Genomic DNA, 23,989 nt, shown 5'->3' with positions numbered 1-23,989 from the left:
GAGTACTTTATTAAAAAAAATTATTCAAAACATAGTGAATAGGATTTATATTAAAAAAACATTACTTTGATTGTAAGCTATTTAGAAAATTATATGTATATTTGCACCTCGAAATAACTAAAAATTTATAAACAATGTTTGCAATTGTAGAAATAGCAGGGCTTCAATACAAAGTTGAGCAAGACCAGAAGTTGTTTGTAAACCGTTTAAAAGGAGATAAAGGAGGAAAAGTTTCTTTCGATAAAGTTCTTCTTACTGTAAACGGAGCAATCACTGTAGGCGCCCCAGCTGTAAATGGAATCACTGTAGAAGCAGAGATCCTTGACCACGTAAAAGCTGATAAAGTAATCGTTTTCAAAAAGAAAAGAAGAAAAGGTTACAAAGTGAAAAACGGTCACAGACAATCTTTAACTAGAATCGTAATCACTGGTATTACTGGTTTTGAAGGTGGAGCTAAAAAAGCTGCTGCTAAAAAAGAAACTGTGAAAGGTGAAGTTCTTTCTGACAACGCAACTGTTAACTTTGGTGAAGATCATGAATTGAACTATCACTTGAAGAAAAACAACTTGTCTCAGTCTAAAGAGAACAGAGAAACTTTAATTACTTTAGGTAAAGCAGTTAAAGTTGAATTAGAAAAGAATATTCTTACTCATGAAGAAGTAGATGCTGCTATCATTAAGAATATCGATCAATTTAAAGCACTTAATAAATAATCCAGTAATAAAATGGCACACAAGAAAGGAGTCGGTAGTTCCAAGAACGGTAGAGAGTCTCACTCTAAAAGATTAGGTGTGAAGATTTTCGGAGGACAAGCAGCTATTGCCGGAAATATTATTGTTAGACAAAGAGGTACTCAGCACCACCCAGGTGATAACGTGGGAATCGGTAAAGATCACACTTTGTTTGCATTAGTAGATGGTAAAGTAGTTTTCAGAAAGAAAGCAAACAACAGATCTTTTGTATCTGTAGAGCCAAACGCATAATTTTTAAGCGTTTTATAAAAATTAAAGCCTCAGCATTTGCTGGGGCTTTTTTGTTATTTCTACTGTAATATTTTTTTCTGGATATTCTATTGTTTGTGAAATATTTTTATATTTGTTAACTGCCCAATTATGAGTCAGTTGCGAGAGCCGAAAAGTATAAAGAGTAGGCACGTATTAAAACAATATATCTATGAAAAATCTAAAAAAATTAAGCAAAAAGAATTTAAAAGAAATAACCGGAGGAGTAGCGGCAGTCTGCCCTTCTATGTTTCAATCCTGTGATGAATGGTGCAGATGGTCACCATGGCAAAAATCACACTGTATACTTTCTCAGCCCTGTACAGAATGTTTTGAATGATATTAAATGAGATCCCTTTGAGATTTTTTAGAACTGAATCTTTAAACAGGGTTCAGCTTTTATATTGAGTTAAAAAAACTTAAAAAATATCCTATGATAGTGAAATAATTATATATTTGTTTATAATCAACTAGAAATCGTTGCGGAAGCCGAAAAGCAGAGAGAGTAGGCAACAAAATAAAACTAAATATAATCATGAAAAATTTAAGGAGATTAACGAAAAAAAATCTGAAGAGTATTAACGGAGGTGCTGTATGGTGCCCGCCAAAACCTATTACATCATGTAGTACATGGTGTGGGCTGACAAAGGAGCAGAAAATGCGTTGTCTGCTTGATGTAGAAGAACCTTGCGAATGCTTTTAATATCTTATATGAGTTAGAAAATAAAAGTTCGGCGGCTTCAAAGAAGCCGCCGAACCTGTTTTTGTATTGTATTTTGTTTAGAATCCTACCTGGAATCCTGCTTTAACACCGAATTTTGAAATATCCGGCCTGTCAAGATAATTTCCTCTCCAGTTGAAATCTACCCTGAAAATTCTAATGTTTCCGATTCCTATATTTTCAATTCCGAATCCATATTCATAATAAATATGTTCGCTTGGCGCTGAGTATCTAAAACCTTCTACGTTGATTGCCTTAGAAGCATCGCTTAGCGTTCCGTAGGCTCCTCTGATGAATGCTACTTCCCTGAATTTCAGCTTTTTAATCAAAGGAATATAAGAAAGGATCTTACCGTTAAAATGATGTTCCAGCTGAAGCGTGGTATAAGCATCAGTCACAAATTCATAATAGTTAAGCTGAGAGAATGTATTCGGTACCAAACCATATGAAAGGTTGGCCGGAATGATATTCTGTAATGCTAAAGGAACTGTACTGAAGTTCTTTCCAGCCTCAAAATTTACTACCAGTTTTCCCATGCTTCCAATCAAAAACGGCTTATAAAGCATGAACTGAAGCTTATCATAATTGAAGTCGGCATTAAATAAACCTTCAATACCTCTGGTGTATCTTAAAACAATGGTTGGTGCCAGGTTTCTGGCCTGATAACGGTCAATTCCGGTTTGAGAAAATTTAGCGCCTGGTTTAGCAATTAAACTGATGGTAACATGTGAGTCATTCACTGTTTGCCTTAGTCGGCCATCTTTGTAATACATCAGGTTGAATTTCTCCGGAATAGCGGATTTAATGCTCTGCATCACTCCATCCACTCTTATCTGAAAGTTTTTCCAGGGTTCAATAGCCGCAAAAACACTTGTTTTGTTTACAGAACTCAAAGAAATATTTTCTCCTCTAGCAAAAAAGGTACTGGAAGATGAAGATTGTGGAGTGACACCATCACCGGATGTAAGCTGGCCTCCAAGCTGAACGATGTCTCTGCTGGTTCCTGCTCCAATCATAAATCGGTTAAGCTTATTGAACATATATCTTGCCTCCACTCCATATTTAAACTGCTGATCTTTGAAACCATAGGCTGTATAAAACTGAGCCCTCCAGGTATCATTCAATCCGAAATAAGTTCTTGCTCCTAATCTTATTCTGTCCCCTTCCACTTCATTCCTTCCGTAAATAGAGAAAATAGGACCAATATCTATTCCTTTAAAGGCATTGTAATACCGTGAGCCAAGGGTCTCAAACAGTTTTACCATTCGGTTGAATTTTGGCGTCTGCTGAAGCTGATCAAGCATACTGTAAACACCCTGTTCTGCTTTAGATAAAGTATCAGGTCTGGCTTTGGTCCAATAGGCATCATCTTTATTGGTAAATTTATCTTCATATTCCTCTTCCGTGCGTTTGAATACTTTCGGATCAAGAGGTTTATTAAACTCATATTCGGAATAATCTACCGATCTTTTGGCTATAATACTTTTAGATCCCTTCTTTTTTGAAAAAGGGCTCATTTCAAATTCTGTAACCAGTTTTTTAGGAAGAAAAGTCGTTTCATCAGGATTGTCATACTCCACCTGCGTATAGACACTGTTGACGAAATTGACATTGATTTTTTGGGTTGACTTTAATGTTGCCCCTAAAACGGCATAGGTGTCCGTATCTATATAAAGATTTCCCTGAAAGGCGAGGATATCTTTTCTTTTAGGCTGATATCTGATCTGAAAGGCTTTCTCACCACGAACAGTAATGGTATCCATAAGACTGTAGTCGTATGTACTGAATCCATCTGTTCCCACAGGGCTTTGGAATCCGATATCAAAATAATTTAAGGTATTGTCGTAGATATTAATATCACGATATAAATTTTTAGCTGAAACGGTAATTACCTGATTGTCCTGGAATCCCGAAGTTTTCTGAGCAACCAATGTTCTTTTGCTGTCTTTGTCTGGTTTGTTTTTACCATAATTTTCATAAACAGCTTCGTTCAGGAAAACAGGAAGTCCAAGTCTTCCGCTTGCGGTGGAATCAGCATAATCGAAAATGAAATCCAGTTTATTGAAAATCTTTTTCTTCATGAAAGCACTGTCCAGGTTGTTTAGGTCAAATTGGGTTTTTTCGTATTCTTTATACGAGTAGGTATCAAACTTTTCTAACCCATTGTTTCTTTTTTGTGCCCAAACTTTTTGCATAATGGCGTAAGCAGGGTTTTCTTTTTTATTCTTGTATTTAGTCTTACCACTTTGAAGAACGATCTCCTGAATATCACTTACTTTAGCCTGAGAAAGCTGCACAAAAATATTTTCAGCATTTTCAGGGGTAATGTCAAGTGTTTCTGTAGTGTAACTTTTTCTGGAAAATTTTAACTGATGGATAATACTGTCTGACTGAATAGTGAAACTGCCTGAAGTTGTCGTCAGGGATGGAGTCTTATCATTGTTGATAAAAATATCAACTTTATTGAGTTCTTTATTGCTTTTTTCGTCAACTATCTTGCCACTGGCTCGGTTTTGAGCACATACGGAACTGGAGAGAATCAGGAAAAAAAATAAAAGATAGTGTTTTTGGGAGTTATTGTTTAACATCATTCGTTTCTTCAGGCAATTAGCATAAACAAAAAGTATGCAGTTTATTAAAAAAAATAGGTAAAAAAATAAAATATTTTTAGTATACCCTATAAAACGGCAAATGTAGGAAAAATTATATATGTGATTATTAAAATTAAATGAGAAATTTTAATGCTTAAAGGATAATAATCAGGGTATTAATAGAGTAAGGGAGATACTGTGTTAACGGGATGCTGTTTGCTGCTGCGCTAAAATTATAAACAAAAAAAAGACCTACATTTCTGTAAGTCTTTTTGCTCCTCCTGCTGGGCTCGAACCAGCGACCCTCTGATTAACAGTCAGATGCTCTAACCAACTGAGCTAAGGAGGAATGTCCTTTGTTTTAAGTGGTGCAAATATAATAGGAATATTAATATCAGTCAAGTCTTTCTCCTTATTCAGGGTGACTTTTGACTAAATGTATTGAATTTCAATAAGAAATATTTCTGAATATTTTTATTTAGATCTAGAGGTCTTCAAATAAATGTTGAAAATACCGCTCCGGTGCTTCTAAAAAATTCTTTGTTAACTGATAATGCTCTGTTTCTTTATAGTGGATTTTTTGAATTTTGTCATCAAGTGCATAAATTTCAGCAGATGGGTAACTCATTAATATGGGTGAATGGCTTGAAATTATAAACTGAGCCTTTCCTGTTTTTTCTAATTTATGAATAATGGATAGCAAAGAAAGTTGTCTTTGTGGTGATAAAGCAGATTCCGGTTCATCAAGAATATAAATACCATGCTGGAAATGGTTATGGAATAATGATAAAAAAGCTTCACCGTGAGATTGCTGGTGCAAAGATTTTCCTCCATAGGCTTCCAGCACTCTTTGATCTTCTTTCGCCACTTCATCAATATAGGTAGCAAAGTTGAAAAAACTTTCTGCTCTCATGAAAAAGCCTTGAGAAGTCTTATTACGCCAGGAAAGAGTAGGATAATCTGACAGTACAGACTCTGTTTTATGAAAATTATAATGATGATTGCGGCTTCCACCGGCCACATTGAAATTACATTGGTCTGCAATGGCTTCAAGCAATGTGGATTTTCCAATTCCATTTTCGCCAATGAAAAAGGTAACATTGCTTTTTAGCCTTATATCTAAACCGTTGCGTAGAAAAGGCAGATTGAAAGGAAAGTCTTGTGGATGATTATCTTTTAAATAAATCTTTGATAAGTAAGGCATTTTGCTTGATAGAATTATTTATCCTATCAAGCAAAATATGTGCAAAAAATAAGAGCAATTTTCTTAATTCTTATTTCTTTAAATCCTTAAGTATTTCCTGAACAGCTCTTTCCAGCTGAGGGTCATTGTCCTGAAGACGGTCCAGAAAGGTATTTTTAACATAGATATCAGGTTTCACGCCCGTTTTTTCAAGATTTTGTCCGTCCAAAGTATACGTTCCCCATGAAGGCAGTCTGTAAGAAGATCCGTCTACCAAACCTTTAGCTGAAGTGAAAATAATCCAGCGATAGGTATCCTGGCCAATAATTTTACCCAGTTTTAGTGCTTTAAATCCGGCTGCAGTCATCTCGGCATCGCTTAGTGAAGCTTCATTAATCAGAAGTACAATAGGTTTTCCGGAAGGAGCAAAGTTAGGCTGTGTCGTCATTTTTCCTTCACGATATTTCCATTGTAAATAAGGCTTCTGAGAAAGGAAATTTAAAACCTTATCATGAACATTTCCGCCTGTATTGTAACGCAGATCAAGAATTACAGCGTCTTTTCTGTTTTCCTGTTCTACCATATCCAGAAGGAAACGGTCCAGCTCATCTGTAGACATATTTTTCATGCAGGAATAGGCAATACGGTTATTGCTAAGCTTATCAACACGCTGATGATTGTTGTAGATCCAATCATCATAAAGCAATCCTTTTAATTCTCCATTAGAAATCGGATGTACTTTGGTGGTTATATTTTTACCATCACGGTTAAAAGTAAGAACAAGTTCTTCCTGTTTTTTGGGGCTTGTAAAATACGTTTCGATATTTTCGTTTAGATCCACCTTTTTCCCGTTTACAGAAATCAGCTGGTCGCCAGGCTTAATATCAACTCCTGAGCGGAAAGCCGGAGATTTTCTTACAATACTTTCTACAGTGTAAGGCTGATCTTTTTTGAAGATAATTCCTGTTTCGTTAGTGAAATAGTTCAGGTACATTGTTTCTTCTTTTCCGGTTGAAGAAAATCCGGTGTGTGAAGAATTAAGCTCTCCTAAAAGATCATTTAATAAAATTCTCAGATCATTTCTGTTATGTACATACGGAAGATATTTGGCATACTGTTCCTTTTTTGCTTTCCAGTCAATCCCATGGAACTTCTCATCATAAAAATTTTCTTCCACACCAGTCCATGCTTCAGCAAACATCTGAGTAAATTCTGATGCCAGGTCTTTATCAAAACTATATTGAATATTTATTTTCTCAGGTTTTAAAGCCGCTACAGTTGTTTTATAAATATTACCTTCTATCAGCGCAAACAGGTTTTTCTCATTTTTGGTAAGATAATACGCTGCTTTATCGAAAACTTTTTCGGATTTGGCAGGCTCAAAATCTGTGAACACTTTTTTGTACAACTGTCTTTTCCCATTATCCTGATTAGAATTGAATAATAGAATTTCCTTTTTTTCGTCTGCAAAAACTGCAGGATCATCCTGATATCCATATCGGTCGGTTACCAGTTCGATTCTGTCTAGGGTATCTTCAGGATTTACTTTCAGTTCTTTAATTATTGGTTCTTTTTCTTCCTTTTTCTCCTTATCCTTGTCCTCCTCTTTCTTGTCCTTCTTATCTTTATCTTTCGCTTTATCAGTAGATTTTGTTTCCTTCTTTTCTTCAGTAAAGAGAGTATCGAATTTTTCAGATTTAAAAGGTTCGTCAAACCAGTCCAGAGCCATGCGGTAAATGTTAGACTTCTGCATGCCTAAAGGATAAGACGGATTGGTTCTATCGCTGGCAAAATAAATGTATTTGCCGTTTGGAGACCATACAGGATCTTCCTCTGAAACACCAGTATTGGTAAGATTGAGCGTCTGTCCTTTTTTGATATTATAGATGAAAATATCCAGTTCAAAGTTTCTTTTCGCAGAGAACAGTACGTATTCATTGTTTGGCGAAAAAGAAGGTCTTGAGTTTTGGAAAGCCCATATTTCGTCTTTTACGATCGTTGTAGATTTGAAATTTTTTAAATCCAGCAATCTTACTTCATCACGGCCGCTTAAATAAACCGCTTTTGAAAGGTCGCTATTAAGCGTGATGCTTCGGTTATTGCGTAAATCTTCTGTTAATTGTTTGAGCTGGCCTTTTCCGTCTGCTGGAATAGTAAACCAGTTTTGGTATCCATTGTAGGTCTGACTGTAAAGCAGGGTACGGTTGTCTTTCAACCATTTTACTTCCATGGCACGTTCTTTCCCATCAGAAACCTGTTGTGCAAATTTTCCTTCAATATCAGATACAAATAAAACACCGCGGCTTATAAAGGCCATTTTTTTACCATCCGGAGATACATCATAATAGGAAATATTATTTTCCACGTTGAAGTTTTGTTCTTTTTCCAGCGTTTTATTAGTATTCAGGCTTACATTCAGAGGTTTTGCATTTTTTGAAGCGATATCGTAAATATAAAGCTGGTAATCTTTTTCAAAAATGACTTTAGATCCGTCTGCTGAAACAAAAGGTTTTTTAATAGAAGTGTCAAATTGGGTTAATGAAGCCTTCTTACTATTTTCGAGTTGATAAAGATTGTATTCTCCATTATTCTCATCGGAAATAAAGTAAATAATACCTTTTTTATCTACACTTGGGTTGAAATCTTTTCCTTCATAGTTAGTGTACTGTTTGAAAGAATTGCTTTTAGGGTTGTATCCTAAAATATCAGGATTATTTTCTCCTTTATAGCGCTTGCGTTGTACCTGATGGGCACTTTCTGAAGAGCTGGTGAAAAGATATTCTCCCGCCGGCGTTTCTACAAGTCCATTGGTGTTGTTAAAATAATTACTGAAAAGCTTTTGTGGTGTTTTTCCTTCAATTGTAGTTTTAAAACTGCCAAAATTATTATTTCTGCTGGAAGTAAAATAAATGGTTTTGCTGTCCCATGCCCAGCTTTCCATTTCGTCTCTTCCGGTGTGGAAGGTTAGCTGCTTGATCGTTCCCCCTTCTGCAGGCATTACATACACATCATAATTTCCATATTGGTTAGAACTGAATGCAAGCCATTTTCCATCCGGTGAAAGGCGGGGATTGATTTCTTCTCCGTCAAGGGCTGTAATTCTTGAAGCGTTTCCACCATTTGAATCTACTTTCCAGATATCGCCGTCATAAGAGAAATAGGCTGTCTTGCCATCCGGACTCAATGAGGGGCTTGATAAAAAATAAGACTTTTCCTGTGCTGAAATCCCTATAATAGAAAATGCTGTTAATAACGAAATAATAGTTTTCTTCATGGTATAATAAGGTATTTATAAAATACAATAATGTTGGTTTTGTTATTTTTTTTAGATGCAAGTTATTAGAGAAGTATTTATAAGATGTTAATTTCTCAAATTCTATAATTCCTTAAGTAAGAATAGTCGGATTATTGGGGAAATCGTTACATGAAAATACCCGAAATGGTGGGTGATATTCCGTAAAACAAATAAATAGTTCATAAAAACTTAAGGTAAGTTACAAATATCTATCTTTTTAAATGATATCTTCAGATGAAAGCACAAAAAAAAGACTTACATTTCTGTAAGTCTTTTTGCTCCTCCTGCTGGGCTCGAACCAGCGACCCTCTGATTAACAGTCAGATGCTCTAACCAACTGAGCTAAGGAGGAATGTCCTTTGTTTTAAGTGGTGCAAATATAGGACGAATATTTATACCTTACAAATATTTTTATAAAAATTTCTAAAAAAATTATAATTTCCCTGTAAACACCTTGAAGATGTCGCTTCCGAAGATCAGTAACATCAATCCTAACAGGAAGATAACTCCAATCATTTGTGCGTTTTCCAAAACCTTCTGTGGAACCGGTTTTCCTACAATAATTTCATATAAAGTAAATAAAACGTGTCCGCCATCAAGTCCCGGAATAGGAATAAGATTCAGGAATGCCAACCATACGGAGAACATTGCTGTAAAGCTCCAGAAAGCAACCCAGTTGATCTTAAAGTTTCCGTCTGCATCTTTATCTACAGGCATATTCTTTACAATCGCAATAGGACCTCCTACATTTTTATACCCCTGAACTTTAGAGTTGAACATGATTTTGAACTGCTTAACCTGGGTAGTTAATGCTTCAATAGTTCTGGTAAATCCTCTTGGAATAGCCTCCCCAAAAGAGTATTTTTTATTTGTTACAACAGCTTTTGCGATGTTTTTTGTATCAATTGCTACCCCTAGTTTTCCGTTTTTATCAACAGAAACTGCTGGTAATGTCTGCAAAGCCCCATTTCTTTCAACATCTACAGTAATCGTCTTACCTTTATTTTCACTTAGAAGAGTGCTTACTTCATCAAAGAATGCCGCTTTTTTACCGTTGATTCCTACAATTTTATCTCCTTTCGCAAGACCTGATGCCTGAGAAGAAGGAGTTGCCAATGAATCAATGACCATAGAAACTCTTGGAGTGATATACAATTTTGCTTCTCTCTGCTTAAGAACATCTGCAACACCGTCAGCATTTACCGGGAAAGTAACTTCCTGGCCGTTTCTGTTTACGGTAACATTGTCTCCTAAAAGAATATTGATTGATGTATTTTCAAGTCTCTCTGCAGGTTTTCCATCTACGCTGATGATTTTGTCACCATTCTGGAATCCCATTTTCTTTCCTGCTGAAGTCGCTTCAATACCATTGTCGAATTTCGTGATATCTGTATAGGTTTCTCCGTTGAAGAATGATAAAGAGCTATAGATCAACCATGCAAGGAAAAAGTTAACCGTAACTCCACCCAGCATAATAATAAGTCTCTGCCAAGCCGGTTTCGATCTGAATTCCCATGGTTCTGCCGGCTTTTTCATTTGGGCAGTATCCATACTTTCATCCACCATTCCTGCAATTTTTACATACCCTCCGAAAGGAAGCCATCCAATTCCGTATTTGGTTTGTTCAGGATGTTTTCTCCAGTCATTGTCCGGTAGTTTTGATATATCGATAGGAACTTCTTCCTTCTTTCCGTTTACCTCTATTACTTCAGAATCCGGCAGGTTCTTTGATAAAAACTTATACTGCCATTTCCCGTTGATTTTCTTCATGGAGAATATGGAGAAGTAAGGATCAAAAAACAGGAAAAACTTCTCTGCTCTGGTCTTGAACCATATTGCCGGTAAAAAATGCCCAAGCTCATGAAGAAGCACAAGTATAGAGATGCTCAGAATGAACTGAAAAAGTTTGATTGCTATTTCCATTAATAAATTTTAGATTTTAATTTGCAAAGGTAACAATTATCAAAACTATGCCAAATAAAAAAGCTCCCCGAAACGAGAAGCTTTGTCATATTTAAAGACGATTTGATTATAAATTGAAAGAAACACCCAGACTGCCATTATTACCTACTTCTGCAAATACCCCTATTTTCTCTGTGAAGAAATAACGGGCTCCAATGTGAGCGCCAACTCCGAAGTCTCTTCCGAGAACTCCAAGGTCTACACCAGGGTAGATATCCCATTTTGAGGGAAGGTTCAGTGCTTCCTGTAAATGAAAGTTCAGTCTCCCGAAAACAAAAACACGATTATCCTTATCGTTGTTTTTATAATTGTCAAAATAGCCGTTGATTCCGGCTCCTACTGAAATAAGTTTATTGAGCCCATAGTCGTAGGTTCCCGTTACTCCGGTTCCATATCCCCAGGCACTCAGCCCCAGTTGTACTTTCTGATCCCCTTTTCCCGTCCAGGCCTGAGCATTAGCCATGGCCCCAAAAAAGAAAATCGTCACCATAAAAAACAATTTCTTCATAAATTTTAAATTTTTAAGGATAGTAATAAAAAATATCTCTATCAAAAATGAAACCGAAAGAGAATCCGTATTATAAAAATGAAAGACTTTAATAAATTATTATGAAATATTGTTTGATATTGGAGAAGGAGACACTGTTTTTCTGCAGTTGAATTCTCCTGAGAGTTTTCTTTTTGTAATGATAAAAGGCGTATTTTTATACTTCAGATTTGAAATAATTTAAAAAGAATAAAAGATGAAAGTTGTAGGGCTTAATTTAGATATCATCTGGAAAAATAAAGCTGAGAATTTTAAACTCATAGAAAATGAGCTTCATAATGTGGAAGCGGATCTGTTTCTTCTACCCGAAATGTTTTCTACTGGCTTCTGTATGGACGCTTCTGAAGTTTCGGACAGAAATAATGAATCACTGGAATTTTTGAAGAAACTTTCAAAAGATAAAAATGCAGCATTCTGTGGAAGTGCTCCGGTAGAACACAACGGAAACTTTTACAACAGAATGTATTTCGTACGGCCGGGTGGTGAAGTTTCTTTTTATGATAAACGGCATCTGTTCTCTTTTTCAGGAGAAGATAAAGTATATACACCTGGAAAAGAGCGGGTAGTTGTTGTGTATCAGGGAATACGATTTCTGCTTCAAGTATGTTATGACCTTCGTTTTCCTGTTTTTGCCAGAAACAATGATGACTACGATGCTATTTTATATGTGGCCAACTGGCCCGAGAAAAGAGTAGGAGCATGGGAACATTTGCTAAAAGCCCGGGCTATTGAAAATTTATCTTTTGTATTTGGCTTAAACAGAATTGGAACTGATGGAAACAATTTGTTTTATCAGGAAAGTTCTCACTGCTTCTTTGCAGACGGAAAAGAAATTTCTGAAAAACAAGGGAATCTTGTGTCCGCAGAACTAAATATAGATGAATTGAAAGATTTCAGAACCCATTTTCAGTTTTTAAATGACCGGGATAGTTTCTCTATTCAATTGTAATAAAAAATAAAGGCTGAAATTCATTTGAATTTCAGCCTTTATTTTGGTCCTTATCTAAGCATATTGCTGGAGAAGATTAGTGAGTGTATTCACATCATGTACACCACTTTCTTTCCATAATAGTTCTCCTTTTTTGAAAATGGCAAGAGTAGGAACTCCGCGCACTCCATATTGAGCTGCTAATGCAGGATATTGGTCTACATCTACCTTGATGATTCTTGCTTCTTCGCCAACATTCTCCTTTACCGTATTTAATACTGAAGACTGTACTTTACAAGGCTGACACCATGTTGCGAAAAAATCGATCAGTACAGGCCTTTCGGAATCAATGATTTCCTGAAATTTTTGTGACATAGTTTTGGTTTTATTAGTTTACTTTTTTGTTTGTTTCGTCCTGGATTGCTTTTACATTCTTCCAGCTTGTACCATCATAGGCTTCCACTCCGTTTTTCTTCAGAATTTCCATAGCCTGATCTGCCTGAACTCCTTTATTACAGAACACAACAACTTTTTTACCTTTCAAGGTTTCTATATTGCTTTGAAGCTCTGCTAATGGTATGTTGACAGCATTTTTTGCTGTTCCTGCAGCATACTGTTCCGGAATTCTGACATCCACCAATGTTACATCAGAGCTATTGACTACTTCTTTGATGTTAGCTTTGGGTGTGAAAGCGGTATGAGATGTTTTACAGGCACTTAGCGTAAAAGCCATTGCTAAAGCAAGCCCAAAAAACTGTATCTTCATGATCTTATGACGTTTTAGATTGGCATACAAAATCTGTAGTCGGGAATTTTTCCGTCTTTTTGATGCCGTTAAAACCTCCTTCTATTTCGGTAAAGTTTCTGATTCCGTGTGAGTTAAGGATGCTTGCTGCGATCATACTTCTGTATCCGCCTGCACAGTGAAGAAAGAAATGTTCCGAATCATCCATAGTGCGGGCCCAGTCACTGATCGTATCCAGTGGCCTGTTATAAGCGTTGTCAATATGCTCTGCAGAATATTCAGTCAGTTTTCTTACATCAATTACTTTTGCATCTTCTGTAAACTGTTCAGCAAACTCAGATGGGGTAATTCTTTTGATCTCATCAGTTTCCTTACCTGCATTTTTCCAGCCTTCAAAACTTCCTTCCAGATAACCTACTACATTATCAAAACCTACTCTGCTTAGTCTGGTAATTACTTCTTCCTCGGTTCCTTCATCTGCTACCAGTAATAGAGGATGCTTTACATCCACGATAAGATTTCCTACCCATGGGGCGAAATCACCTTTCAATCCTATATTGATAGAGTTAGGAACAAATCCTTTATGGAAGTCCGCCGCTCCTCTTGTATCTAAAATTAATGCTCCGGTTTCTTCAGCCAGTGCCTCAAAATCTTCCGGCGCTACAGGTTGTAATCCTTTGTTCATTACAACATCCAGACTTTCATATCCACCTTTGTTTAATGCGACATTCATTCCGAAATATTTTGGTGGTGCTGTTAAACCATCAAGAACCTCTCTGATGAAAGAGGCTTTATCGGGTTGATTAAGCGCATAATTCGTCTTCTTTTGGTTTCCTAAAATATCTACCGTTTCCTTCTGCATGTTTTTTCCGCAGGCAGAACCTGCCCCGTGAGCAGGATAAACGGTAATGCTGTCATCCAAAGGCATAATTTTGTTCTGAAGACTGTCGTATAGAATTCCCGCAAGGTCTTCCTGGGTAAGATTGGTTGCTTTCTGTGCAAGATCTGGTCTTCCGACATCTCCTAAAAATAAGGTGTCACCTGTAAAAATTGCAGTTTCAATACCGTTTTCATCTATTAAAAGATAAGTGCTGCTTTCCATGGTGTGTCCGGGAGTGTGCATTACCTTTATTTTTACTTTTCCGATCTCAAAAATCTGATTGTCTTCGGCAATAATTGCTTCAAATTCAGGAGCAGCAGTAGGTCCATATACAATCGGAGCACTTGTTTTCTTGCTTAAATCCAAATGGCCTGATACAAAATCTGCATGGAAGTGAGTTTCAAAAATATATTTTAAAGTGACATTATCTTTTTCCAGACGATCCAGGTAAGGTTTTACTTCTCTTAAAGGATCTATAATGACTGCTTCATTCTCTGATACAATATAATAGGCACCCTGAGCCAGACAGCCCGTATATATTTGTTCAATTTTCATTGGGGTCTTTTTTTAATGAGTTAAAGATACAAAGTATTAGATAAATTCTAAATGAAATGTTAAATCCCATTGATAGTTTCTTTCAATACTTTGTTAAACGGATGTTTAATACATTGTCTTTTTCAGCAAAAAGAATGCCTTACAACCTGTGAATTTGCAAATGCTGTTTTTTATCATGTTCTCTTTAGAAATCATATATTGTTCGCAGGTTAATACATGTGGTTTAAAATTTGTTTATGCAGATACAAATTTATTTTTCAAAGAAATAAAGATAAGTTCATTGGAAAATATCTTTACATATTCTCCAAAAATTTTATATTTATAAGTTAAAAAAGCGATCAGATGGCAGACAAAACACAATTTATTGAAGAACTAAACACGAGATACACTCCAAAAGGAGAACATATTATATTGGGAAAAGGAATGCTGGATGGTGAAGTGGTCACAGAAGTAAATGTAACCATTCCCCTGAAAACGATTAACCGTCATGGTCTTATCGCCGGAGCTACGGGAACTGGTAAGACAAAAACATTACAGGTATTTGCAGAACAGCTTTCTCATGCAGGAATTCCCTCTTTGGTTCTTGATATTAAAGGAGATTTCTCCGGGATTGCAGAAGCAGGCCAAATGAATCCTGTTATTGAAGAAAGATATGCTAAAACACAGCTTCCTTACAATCCACAGAGTTTTCCGGTAGAATTGATGAGTATTTCCGGTGGTGAAGGCGTGAAGTTGAGAGCTACCGTTACAGAATTCGGGCCCGTTTTACTCAGCAAAATCCTTGAACTTAACGATACACAGCAAAGCATCATGTCGATTGTCTTCAAATACTGTGATGATAAAGGGCTTCCGTTGATTGATCTTAATGATTTGAAGAAAGTACTGCAGTATGTGACGGATAATGCGCAAGGAAAAGCCGAGCTTGCAGCGAATTACGGGTCCATTGCATCAGCATCTCTTGGAACAATTTTAAGATCTATTGTCGCGTTGGAACAACAGGGAGCGGCAGGATTCTTCGGTGAATTAAGCTTTGATGTTCATGATTTACTGGAAACAAGGGACGGAAAAGGAGTGGTCAATATTTTAAGAGTATCAGATATTCAGAATAAACCACAGCTTTTTTCTACGTTTATGCTTTCGCTTTTTGCAGAAATTTATATGACGTTTCCTGAAGAAGGAGATAGTGGCAAACCAAAGCTGGTGTTATTTATAGATGAAGCACACCTGATTTTTGATGAAGCTTCCAAAGCACTTCTTTCACAAATTGAAACAATGGTAAAACTGATCCGTTCCAAAGGAGTAGGGATCTATTTTATTACTCAGATTCCTGGTGATGTCCCTGAAAATGTACTTTCTCAATTAGGATTAAAGATTCAGCATGCATTAAGAGGTTTTACAGCAAAAGATAAAAAAGAAATTTCCAAGGCCGTTGAAAATTACCCTACCACAGAATATTACAATGCTTCCAGCCTGATCCAGAATTTGGGAATTGGAGAAGCATTTGTCACGGCTCTTGATGAAAAAGGAATACCTACACCATTAGTACACACTTATCTGATCTCTCCGGAATCAAGGATGGATGTTTTGAGTGAAGCGGAAATCTCTGATCTGACTTCAAAATCAGCACTTGTTGCAAAATATGAACAGCCTATTGACAGAGAGTCAGCTTATGAAATGCTAACCAACAGAATGGAACAGGCAGCACAAAATCCAGCGCCTACTCAAAAGACAAAACCGGTAAAAGAAGAACCAGGAATGTTTGAACAGGTATTGCAGAGTAAAGCCGGCCGTACTTTTACTTCTACATTAATGAGAGAAGGAGCAAAAGCTATTCTCGGAATGTTTGGTCTGGGAGGCAGAAGAAGATAATTTTGAAGGATAACCTGCTATATTTTGCTATATTTTTTGTTATTTTAGCAGGTTATCTTTACATAACAGTAAAAAATAGAACCAGATTTTATCGGGGAATAAGCTTTGGTTTTAAATATAAATGACAAAACAGCAGTTAACACACATTCAATGTATTCAATTATAGATATAGAAAGTAATGGTGCAGGTTATAGAAATGAATGCATTATCGATATCGCCATCTACAGATATGATGGTCAGAAAATTACTGACCAGTTTATTTCTCTGGTAAACCCTGAAGGAGATATTACCCCTTTTGTACAGAAACTGACCAGTATTACCCCAAAAATGGTCAAAACTGCTCCGAAATTTCATGAAATTGCCAAGAGGGTTATCGAAATAACTCAAAATACAACCCTGGTAGGTCATAATATTGATTTTGATTACAGAATGCTTCGTCAGTCATTCAAAAGGCTTGGATATGACTTCAAAACCAATACTTTAGATACAATTCCGTTGGCTAAGAAACTGATTCCTGATGAGGTAAGTTATTCACTGGGAAAACTGGTGAAATCTCTGGGAATTCCTTTGACCAATCATCACAGGGCTGAAGGTGATGCAAGAGCTACATTAGAACTTTTCAAACTTCTGATTTCAAAAGATACTGAAAATGAGATCATTCAGAAACAACATGATGAGTCTAATGCAAAAACCTATATCAACAAGATCAAAGAGCTTACTCAGGATCTTCCCAACGATAAAGGCTTTGTCTATTTTCAGGATGAAGCGGGACGGATTATGTTCTCAGATTATGTTCAGGATATCAACAAGTTTTCAAAAAAAGTTTTCAATTCGAAATCAAAAAAATGGGAACAGATTCAGAAAGATGTTGAGCAGATTAATTTTGAGCTTACCGGAACAGACATTATTGCTAAGCTGATCCTGAACTCCAAAAATATTAAAAAGAAAGAAGTACTGCCTTTCGGATTGTATTTCAGGAACAATAAATATATAGTTGAGAAAAATACACTCAATAAAACCGAAAAACCGGTTTTAAAATTCAGATCATTTACGCAAGGAACAAAAGCGGTTCAGTTTATTGGTTCTCAGGAAGATTTTAAAGATTTTTCAGTATTGAAACAGAAAATTGAATTCAGAAAAAGAAATGAACTTTGGCTGGGACCAGGAAGAAAACTGGGGGAAAAATTATTTTTAATTATAGAAAACGGGAAAGTGGTTTCATTTGGTTTCTATGAACTGTTTACCCAAATTCAGACTTTAAGTAAGCTGGCTAAATTAAAAATTGACCTGCCGTTATCTTCCACAGATCTGAATAATGAACTGCAGCTGGCACTCCTTCGCAGCGATTTTGAAACACTGCCTTTACCGAAATGATATAGGAATTAACACTTTATAAGTTGATCTGAAAGAAGGTGCTTTTAAAATCAATTTTCGAAAAATAAAAAATAAATAGTATTTTTGCAAAAAATAAATGGAAGCAATGCAAAATTTTAAACAAATTAAAACTGGAAAAAAGGGAGCTGTAAGGTTCTCTAAGGTTTGGAATATTTAAAAGAGTTGTCTTGCATAAAAAATAATCAATGCGGCAGGCTCTTTTTATAAGAATCTGCCTTTTTTTATGTTAAAATGAAATTATGAATTCAAAAGAATTATTAAAGATTGCCAATGAGTTTGGCACCCCGGTGTATGTTTATGATGCGGAATCCATCAAAGTTCAATACGAAAAACTTACATCTTCTTTTTTAAAACATACAAAGTTCTTCTATGCAGCGAAGGCGTTGACAAACATCAATATCCTTAAGTATGTCAAGAATCTGGGAGCTTCTTTGGATTGTGTATCCATTAATGAAGTAAAACTTGGGTTAAAGGCAGGATTTTCAAAAGAAAAGATTTTGTTTACTCCCAACTGTGTTGATCTTGCTGAAATAGAAGAAGCAATGACTTTCGGAGTTCATATAAATATTGATAACATTTCTATTCTTGAGCAGTTCGGTAATAAATATGGAAATTCATATCCTATTTTGGTAAGAATCAATCCGCATATTTTTGCCGGAGGAAACTACAAAATTTCAACGGGGCATATCGACAGTAAATTCGGTATTTCTATCCACCAGGTTCGTCACATTGAAAGAGTGATGAAAAGTACAAACCTGAATGTGGAAGGTCTTCACATGCATACAGGAAGTGAGATCAAAGATCCTGATGTATTCCTGCAGGCTCTGGAGATTATGTTGGAACTTTCTGAACATTTCCCGAACCTGAAATATCTGGATATGGGAAGTGGTTTCAAAATTCCTTATCAGGATAGTGAAGAAGAAACTGATGTGAGAACATTAGGTAAAAAAGTAGAAAAAGTAATTTCTGAGTTTTCAAAATCTACAGGAAAAAAATTCGAATTATGGTTTGAACCTGGAAAATTCTTGGTTGGTAAAAGCGGGTATTTATTGGTGAAAGCTAATGTGATCAAGCAGACAACGGCTACTGTTTTTGTGGGTGTGAATTCCGGATTCAATCACCTGATTCGTCCAATGTTCTATGATTCTTACCACATGATCGAGAACTTATCCAATCCAAAAGGTGCTGAAAGAATTTATACGGTAGTAGGAAACATTTGTGAAACCGATACTTTTGCCTGGGACAGAAAACTGAACGAAGTGAGAGAAGGAGATATTCTTGCTTTCCACAATGCTGGAGCTTATGGTTTTGAAATGAGTTCAAACTTCAATTCAAGATTAAAACCTGCAGAAGTACTATTCTTAGACGGAAAAGCACATTTGATCCGTAAAAGAGATGAATTTGAAGATCTGTTGAGAAATCAGATTGAAATAGTAATGTAAACTTAAGTGATACGATATAAACAGCCACCTTTTTGGGTGGCTGTTTTGTTTTTTAATCAATTTGTTTGAGGGGTAAGTAGAAAGAAAATTCAAAATTAAATTACAAGTTTTTAACATTGAAATCGGATGAAAGTTCCAATTTTATTAGCTAAATTTGATAGAGATAGGGGCATTATTATCCCTGTTAAATACTATTTTTCACCAAAAACAACCACCAAAATAGAATAATTATGGCCAAAAACATAGCAGAGCAGATTGTTGAAATGCTCGAAAATGCCAATGTGAAAAGAATTTATGCAGTAACTGGCGACAGTCTCAACCATCTGAATGTTGCTGTTAAAAAAAGCAGTATCCAGTGGATTCATGTGCGGCACGAAGAAGTGGGAGCTTATGCAGCTGCTGCAGAAGCCGAACTGGATGGCCTGGCAGTATGTGCAGGGAGTTGCGGCCCGGGACATGTTCATCTTATCAATGGAGTGTATGAAGCACACCGCTCTCATGTTCCTATGCTGGTTATTGCCTCTACGATTCCCAGTGATGAGATGGGAATGGATTACTTTCAGGAAACCAATACAATAAAACTGTTTGATGACTGCAGTTACTATAATCAGATGATTACCCGTCCGGAGCAGGTGCAGAGAACTGTGCAGACGGCTATTCAGCATGCTATTTCCAAAAAAGGAGTTGCCGTAATAGGCCTTCCGGGAGATGTTTCTGAGCTGGATGCAGAAGAAGGATCTACTTCTACTCAAATCTTTAAAACCAATCCTGTTGTAAGACCTTCTGATGATGAATTGAAACAGCTGGCAGCATTGGTAAATAATAGCAAAAAAGTAACATTGTACTGCGGAGTTGGAGCGGGTGAAGCAAGTGCGGAAGTTATAGAATTGTCTAAACTATTAAAAGCGCCTGTAGGATATTCATTCCGGGGAAAAATGGCAATTCAGCCTAATAATCCTAATGAAGTGGGACTTACCGGGCTGTTGGGATTTCCATCAGCATATCATGCAATGCACGAAGCAGATCTGGTTCTTCTTTTGGGGACTGATTTTCCTTACCAGAAGTTTATGCCGGTAAAAAATAAAATTGTACAGATAGATGAAAGTCCGGAAAGATTGGGAAGAAGGGCAAAACTGGAATTAGGTCTTGCAGGAGATATCAAAGAAACAATAAAAGCATTACTCCCTTTATTAGAAGAAAAAACAGATGTTCACTTTCTGAATGAGCAACTGGCATTTTATGAAAAAGTAAAAGAAGGTCAGTTAGAATATGTAAAAGATTTTGGAAAAGAGAATGCTATCCAGCCGGAATATGTGGCACATACCTTAGATAAACTGGCCAAAAAAGATGCTATTTTTACCGTAGACACCGGAATGTGCTGTGTTTGGGGCGCCCGGTTTATTACAGGAACGGGAGAAAGAAAAATGCTTGGCTCATTTAATCATGGATCAATGGCTAATGCAATGCCAATGGCAATCGGAGCAGCTTTAGCCCATCCGGAAAAGCAAGTTATAGCAATGTGTGGAGATGGAGGCCTATCGATGCTATTAGGAGATATGGCGACTATTTTTCAGTATAAACTACCCGTAAAACTAATCGTGTTCAATAACAGGACCCTTGGAATGGTAAAACTGGAAATGGAAGTCGGCGGAATGCCCGATAATGAAACCGATATGATTAATCCGGACTTTGCCATGGTAGCTCATGCAATGGGATATCCAGGGAAAAATGTACACCTTCCCGAGGAAGTGGAAAGCGCGATCAAAGAATGTTTAGATCACAACGGGCCTTATCTTCTGAACATCTTTACCAATCCCAATGCATTGGCTCTTCCTCCTAAAATTGAATTTGATCAGATTATGGGAATGACCAAATCTATGGCTCAATTGATGCTTGGAGGTAAAATGGATGAGGTTTTTGAAACAGTGAAAAGCAATTATAAACACATTAAAGGTCTCTTGTAAGGCTTCAAAGTAAATCTTGTATTTACCATATTCGTATTTTAAACTTCATGCTTTGCGTGAAGTTTTTCTTTTTTATAAATAAGCTAAATATTTACCTTTGCTTATTATTAGGAAACAAAATTATGAGAACAGTACTTTTATTTTTGGCTTTGTGTGCAGGGACTTTTTCATTTGCACAGGATCAGGAAGAACGGGATGATTCCTTCATAAGAGAAAGTAATAAAAACCTTTTAAAAATAGATATTAAAGAGCCTTTTATGCAGGTTGCCGTGAAATGTAATGATTTTAAACCGGCTGCTTATGAAGGTGGAGTTGCAGCTTACAAAGATATCCTCAACAAGTATATTTATGCTTATCTGAATTCAGATTTCTATGCGCTGACGGGAGATTTTACATTTACTTTAGTGCTTGATGACAAAGGAAAAGTTGTGGATGTGAAGGGAATGCCCAAAGTACAGAACAGCGAAGTTTTTTTTGATGACATGCAGTATGTCGTAAGAAGAATAAAGAAAAACTGGACTCCGGCGTCTTGTAACGGGCAGCCTGTAGCTTCACAGATTAAAGTTAAAATGAACTTCTCTTCAATGTCAGCAGATATTGATTAGCAGATGAAAAAGTAACTTTTGATTACAAAAACAATACTGAAAATCAGATTTGATAATCTCAGCTATGATTATGATTAAGAAAACTCTACAACTACTTGGATTGATGCTGGTTTGTGCTATGGGCAAAGCGCAGACATTTGATCTGCTTCAGGGAGATATGAACCCTTATAAAGGAGGTGCTGTCCAGTTTTATAAAGATTTGAATACAGTTCTGATTGAAAGTCATTCAGAACACTGCAATAACAGAATGTCTGAAATGTTTCTGGCTGAACTTGAAATCGAAAAGGGACAGGCTAAAATTATTAATAAAACTCTTTCTGATAATTGCCCTACCGCTGTATTTGTAAAGGCTCTCAATGAAATAAATAAACTTAAAAAATGGAAAAAGGTGCGGATGTACAGAAATATGTTTCCATCATATTCTATCCGATCGATTATTTTGACAACTTTAAAGAAAATTATACTACACAGGGATTAAAAAAATCTGCTGAATTTCCAGGAGGAATGGGAGAATTCAGAAACCGTCTGCTCATTAATCTGAAAAACCAGAATATCAGAAATGCTGATGGAGTAACAGCTGAAATACGATTTAAAGTTAATCAGGAAGGTTTTTTACAAGATATTATAATACAACCTGATGATTTACAGGATGATATTAAAAACAAGGTAATGAAAGCTGTAGGACAAATTACCGAAAAATGGCAGCCGGAATCTTTTCGCAGTGTTCCGATAACATCCACTTACACTATGCGTGTAACTTTATGATTTTGTTAAAATAATAGCGCTGACAATCTGTCACAATATTTTGTATCTTTGCAAACTTATTTGTTCGTAATTTAAAATTGCGGGCCTTAAATTGATTATCGTGCAGGAAAAATATATAGACGAAACGAAACAGGGCGAAGCTTTTGCCATTGCTGAAAGACCGGAGAATTCTAAAAAACTGTTTTTAGAAAGCTATGGCTGTCAGATGAATTTCTCTGACTCTGAAATTGTTGCATCCATCCTTAATGAACAAGGATACAATACAACAATGAAGGTAGAAGAAGCAGACCTGATTCTTTTAAATACATGTTCCATCCGAGAAAAAGCAGAACAGACCGTAAGAATGCGTCTTTCCCAATTCAAAAACCTGAAAAAAGAAAAACCGAATATGACGGTGGGCGTTTTAGGCTGCATGGCGGAAAGATTAAAAACCAAATTCCTGGAAGAAGAACAATTGGTTGACCTTGTTGTAGGTCCGGATGCTTATAGAGATCTACCTAATCTTTTAAAAGAAACTGACGATGGAAGAGATGCAATTAACGTAATCCTTTCCAAAGAAGAAACTTATGCAGATATCAATCCTGTTCGTCTGGGCGGAAACGGTGTTACAGCTTTTGTTACCATTACTAGAGGTTGTGATAACATGTGTACATTCTGCGTAGTGCCTTTTACAAGAGGAAGAGAACGAAGCCGTGATCCACACTCAATTATAGATGAATGTAAAGATCTTGCTAACAACGGATACAAAGAAATTACCCTTTTAGGACAAAATGTAGACTCTTACCTTTGGTATGGAGGAGGTCCGAAAAAAGATTTTGCCAAAGCTTCTGAAATGCAGAAAGCAACAGCAGTTGATTTTGCCCAGCTTCTTGATTTGGTAGCTAAAGCCGTTCCTGAACTGAGAATCAGATTCTCTACTTCAAATCCACAGGATATGAGTCTGGATGTGTTCAAAATGATGGCAAAGCATGACAACATCTGTAAATACGTACACCTCCCTGTACAAAGCGGAAGCAATAACATGCTTGAAGCAATGAACAGACAGCATACCCGTGAGGAATATCTGGATCTGATTAAAAAAGCGAAAGAAATTGTTCCTGATGTGTCCTTTTCTCAGGATATGATCGTTGGATTCTGTAATGAGTCAGAAGAAGATCACCAGGATACCCTAAGCCTTATGAGAGAAGTGGAATATGACTACGGTTATATGTTTGCGTACTCAGAAAGACCGGGAACTCCGGCTCATAAGAAAATGGAAGATAATATTCCTGCCGATGTGAAGCAGAGACGTCTTGCTGAGGTTATTGCTCTTCAGGGTGAACTTTCAAAACAAAGAATGAAATCTTATGTGGGAAGAACACACCAGATTCTGATTGAAGGAATTTCCAAGAAAAACAAAAACCAATGGAAAGGAAGAAATTCTCAGAATGCAGTATGTGTCTTCGATCAGCTTGAAGGTCAGAAAATAGGTGACATTGTGAACGTTTTTGTCTATGATAATACACAAGGCACGCTTTTAGGGAGAACAGCGGAATAATATA

The 23,989-nt window shown here is 36.4% G+C and carries 20 protein-coding genes and 2 tRNA genes; 12 read left to right on the top strand and 10 right to left on the bottom strand.

Features of this window, described 5'->3' with window-relative positions; translation table 11 throughout:
• The first annotated feature begins 134 nt into the window (after positions 1-134).
• The 4 genes from rplU (at position 135) to CHRYMOREF3P_RS13180 (ending at position 1,704) form a co-directional block, all read left to right on the top strand.
• The gene (gene rplU / locus CHRYMOREF3P_RS13195; RefSeq protein WP_077419399.1) at positions 135-713 is read left to right on the top strand and encodes a 50S ribosomal protein L21; all 579 of its coding nucleotides are present in this window, start codon (positions 135-137) and stop codon (positions 711-713) included.
• Between the two features lie 12 nt (positions 714-725).
• The gene (rpmA, locus tag CHRYMOREF3P_RS13190) at positions 726-983 is read left to right on the top strand and encodes a 50S ribosomal protein L27 (protein ID WP_027372929.1); all 258 of its coding nucleotides are present in this window, start codon (positions 726-728) and stop codon (positions 981-983) included.
• Between the two features lie 190 nt (positions 984-1,173).
• Complete coding sequence (locus CHRYMOREF3P_RS13185) at positions 1,174-1,341, top strand: bacteriocin-like protein (protein ID WP_139348602.1); 168 nt, start codon at positions 1,174-1,176, stop codon at positions 1,339-1,341.
• 195 nt (positions 1,342-1,536) lie between these two features.
• Positions 1,537-1,704 carry a bacteriocin-like protein gene (locus CHRYMOREF3P_RS13180; protein ID WP_175627300.1) on the top strand — a complete coding sequence of 56 codons (168 nt, stop codon included), beginning with the start codon at positions 1,537-1,539 and terminating at the stop codon, positions 1,702-1,704.
• Positions 1,705-1,781: 77 nt separating this feature from the next.
• Here the strand turns inward: CHRYMOREF3P_RS13180 and CHRYMOREF3P_RS13175 are convergent, their stop codons facing one another.
• The 7 genes from CHRYMOREF3P_RS13175 to CHRYMOREF3P_RS13145 form a co-directional block, all read right to left on the bottom strand.
• Complete coding sequence (locus tag CHRYMOREF3P_RS13175) at positions 1,782-4,313, bottom strand: DUF5686 family protein (protein ID WP_232539025.1); 2,532 nt, start codon at positions 4,311-4,313, stop codon at positions 1,782-1,784.
• 275 nt (positions 4,314-4,588) lie between these two features.
• Positions 4,589-4,662 (bottom strand) — tRNA-Asn (locus tag CHRYMOREF3P_RS13170).
• A 135-nt stretch (positions 4,663-4,797) separates the two neighbouring features.
• Complete coding sequence (locus CHRYMOREF3P_RS13165) at positions 4,798-5,517, bottom strand: AAA family ATPase (protein ID WP_180564811.1); 720 nt, start codon at positions 5,515-5,517, stop codon at positions 4,798-4,800.
• A gap of 70 nt (positions 5,518-5,587) precedes the next feature.
• A complete protein-coding gene (locus CHRYMOREF3P_RS13160; protein WP_180564810.1) occupies positions 5,588-8,770 on the bottom strand; it encodes a S41 family peptidase in 3,183 nt (1,060 codons plus the stop codon).
• 299 nt (positions 8,771-9,069) lie between these two features.
• Positions 9,070-9,143 (bottom strand) — tRNA-Asn (locus CHRYMOREF3P_RS13155).
• An 80-nt stretch (positions 9,144-9,223) separates the two neighbouring features.
• Positions 9,224-10,714 carry an RIP metalloprotease RseP gene (rseP, locus tag CHRYMOREF3P_RS13150; RefSeq protein ID WP_180564809.1) on the bottom strand — a complete coding sequence of 497 codons (1,491 nt, stop codon included), beginning with the start codon at positions 10,712-10,714 and terminating at the stop codon, positions 9,224-9,226.
• Positions 10,715-10,820: 106 nt separating this feature from the next.
• Positions 10,821-11,261, bottom strand: coding sequence for a DUF6646 family protein (locus tag CHRYMOREF3P_RS13145; protein WP_047377248.1), 441 nt, complete (start codon positions 11,259-11,261; stop codon positions 10,821-10,823).
• A gap of 235 nt (positions 11,262-11,496) precedes the next feature.
• Here CHRYMOREF3P_RS13145 and CHRYMOREF3P_RS13140 point away from each other — a divergent pair, with 235 nt between their 5' ends.
• Entirely contained in the window at positions 11,497-12,249 is a 753-nt protein-coding gene (locus CHRYMOREF3P_RS13140) for a nitrilase-related carbon-nitrogen hydrolase (protein ID WP_077419404.1), read from the top strand.
• Positions 12,250-12,303: 54 nt separating this feature from the next.
• On the opposite strand, the gene CHRYMOREF3P_RS13135 is transcribed toward CHRYMOREF3P_RS13140, so the two are convergent.
• The 3 genes from CHRYMOREF3P_RS13135 to CHRYMOREF3P_RS13125 are packed head-to-tail and all read right to left on the bottom strand — an operon-like array spanning position 12,304 to position 14,408.
• A complete protein-coding gene (locus CHRYMOREF3P_RS13135) occupies positions 12,304-12,603 on the bottom strand; it encodes a thioredoxin family protein (RefSeq protein WP_077419405.1) in 300 nt (99 codons plus the stop codon).
• A gap of 13 nt (positions 12,604-12,616) precedes the next feature.
• Positions 12,617-12,994, bottom strand: a complete 378-nt coding sequence (locus CHRYMOREF3P_RS13130; RefSeq protein ID WP_180564808.1) for a rhodanese-like domain-containing protein — start codon at positions 12,992-12,994, stop codon at positions 12,617-12,619.
• A 4-nt stretch (positions 12,995-12,998) separates the two neighbouring features.
• Complete coding sequence (locus tag CHRYMOREF3P_RS13125) at positions 12,999-14,408, bottom strand: MBL fold metallo-hydrolase (protein ID WP_077419407.1); 1,410 nt, start codon at positions 14,406-14,408, stop codon at positions 12,999-13,001.
• A 342-nt stretch (positions 14,409-14,750) separates the two neighbouring features.
• Between CHRYMOREF3P_RS13125 and CHRYMOREF3P_RS13120 the strand changes: the two genes are divergently transcribed.
• The 7 genes from CHRYMOREF3P_RS13120 to miaB all read left to right on the top strand — a co-directional run bounded on the left by CHRYMOREF3P_RS13120 (position 14,751) and on the right by miaB (position 23,985).
• The gene (locus tag CHRYMOREF3P_RS13120) at positions 14,751-16,277 is read left to right on the top strand and encodes a helicase HerA-like domain-containing protein (protein WP_180564807.1); all 1,527 of its coding nucleotides are present in this window, start codon (positions 14,751-14,753) and stop codon (positions 16,275-16,277) included.
• A 150-nt stretch (positions 16,278-16,427) separates the two neighbouring features.
• Positions 16,428-17,651, top strand: a complete 1,224-nt coding sequence (locus CHRYMOREF3P_RS13115; RefSeq protein WP_077419409.1) for a PolC-type DNA polymerase III — start codon at positions 16,428-16,430, stop codon at positions 17,649-17,651.
• A gap of 260 nt (positions 17,652-17,911) precedes the next feature.
• Positions 17,912-19,114: a diaminopimelate decarboxylase gene (lysA, locus tag CHRYMOREF3P_RS13110; RefSeq protein WP_175627301.1), complete on the top strand. Its 1,203-nt coding sequence runs from the start codon at positions 17,912-17,914 to the stop codon at positions 19,112-19,114.
• Positions 19,115-19,344: 230 nt separating this feature from the next.
• On the top strand, positions 19,345-21,078 hold the full coding sequence (locus CHRYMOREF3P_RS13105) for a thiamine pyrophosphate-dependent enzyme (RefSeq protein WP_180564806.1): 1,734 nt from the start codon (positions 19,345-19,347) through the stop codon (positions 21,076-21,078).
• Between the two features lie 122 nt (positions 21,079-21,200).
• A complete protein-coding gene (locus tag CHRYMOREF3P_RS13100; RefSeq protein WP_180564805.1) occupies positions 21,201-21,683 on the top strand; it encodes a hypothetical protein in 483 nt (160 codons plus the stop codon).
• A gap of 378 nt (positions 21,684-22,061) precedes the next feature.
• Positions 22,062-22,448: a hypothetical protein gene (locus CHRYMOREF3P_RS13095; protein ID WP_180564804.1), complete on the top strand. Its 387-nt coding sequence runs from the start codon at positions 22,062-22,064 to the stop codon at positions 22,446-22,448.
• Positions 22,449-22,548: 100 nt separating this feature from the next.
• Complete coding sequence (gene miaB / locus CHRYMOREF3P_RS13090) at positions 22,549-23,985, top strand: tRNA (N6-isopentenyl adenosine(37)-C2)-methylthiotransferase MiaB (RefSeq protein WP_180564803.1); 1,437 nt, start codon at positions 22,549-22,551, stop codon at positions 23,983-23,985.
• Positions 23,986-23,989: the final 4 nt, after the last annotated feature.

The organism is Chryseobacterium sp. JV274 (assembly GCF_903969135.1).
Lineage (GTDB): Bacteria > Bacteroidota > Bacteroidia > Flavobacteriales > Weeksellaceae > Chryseobacterium.
Note: the sequence above shows the minus strand (reverse complement) of the source record. Positions and strands in the feature narration are given on the sequence as shown.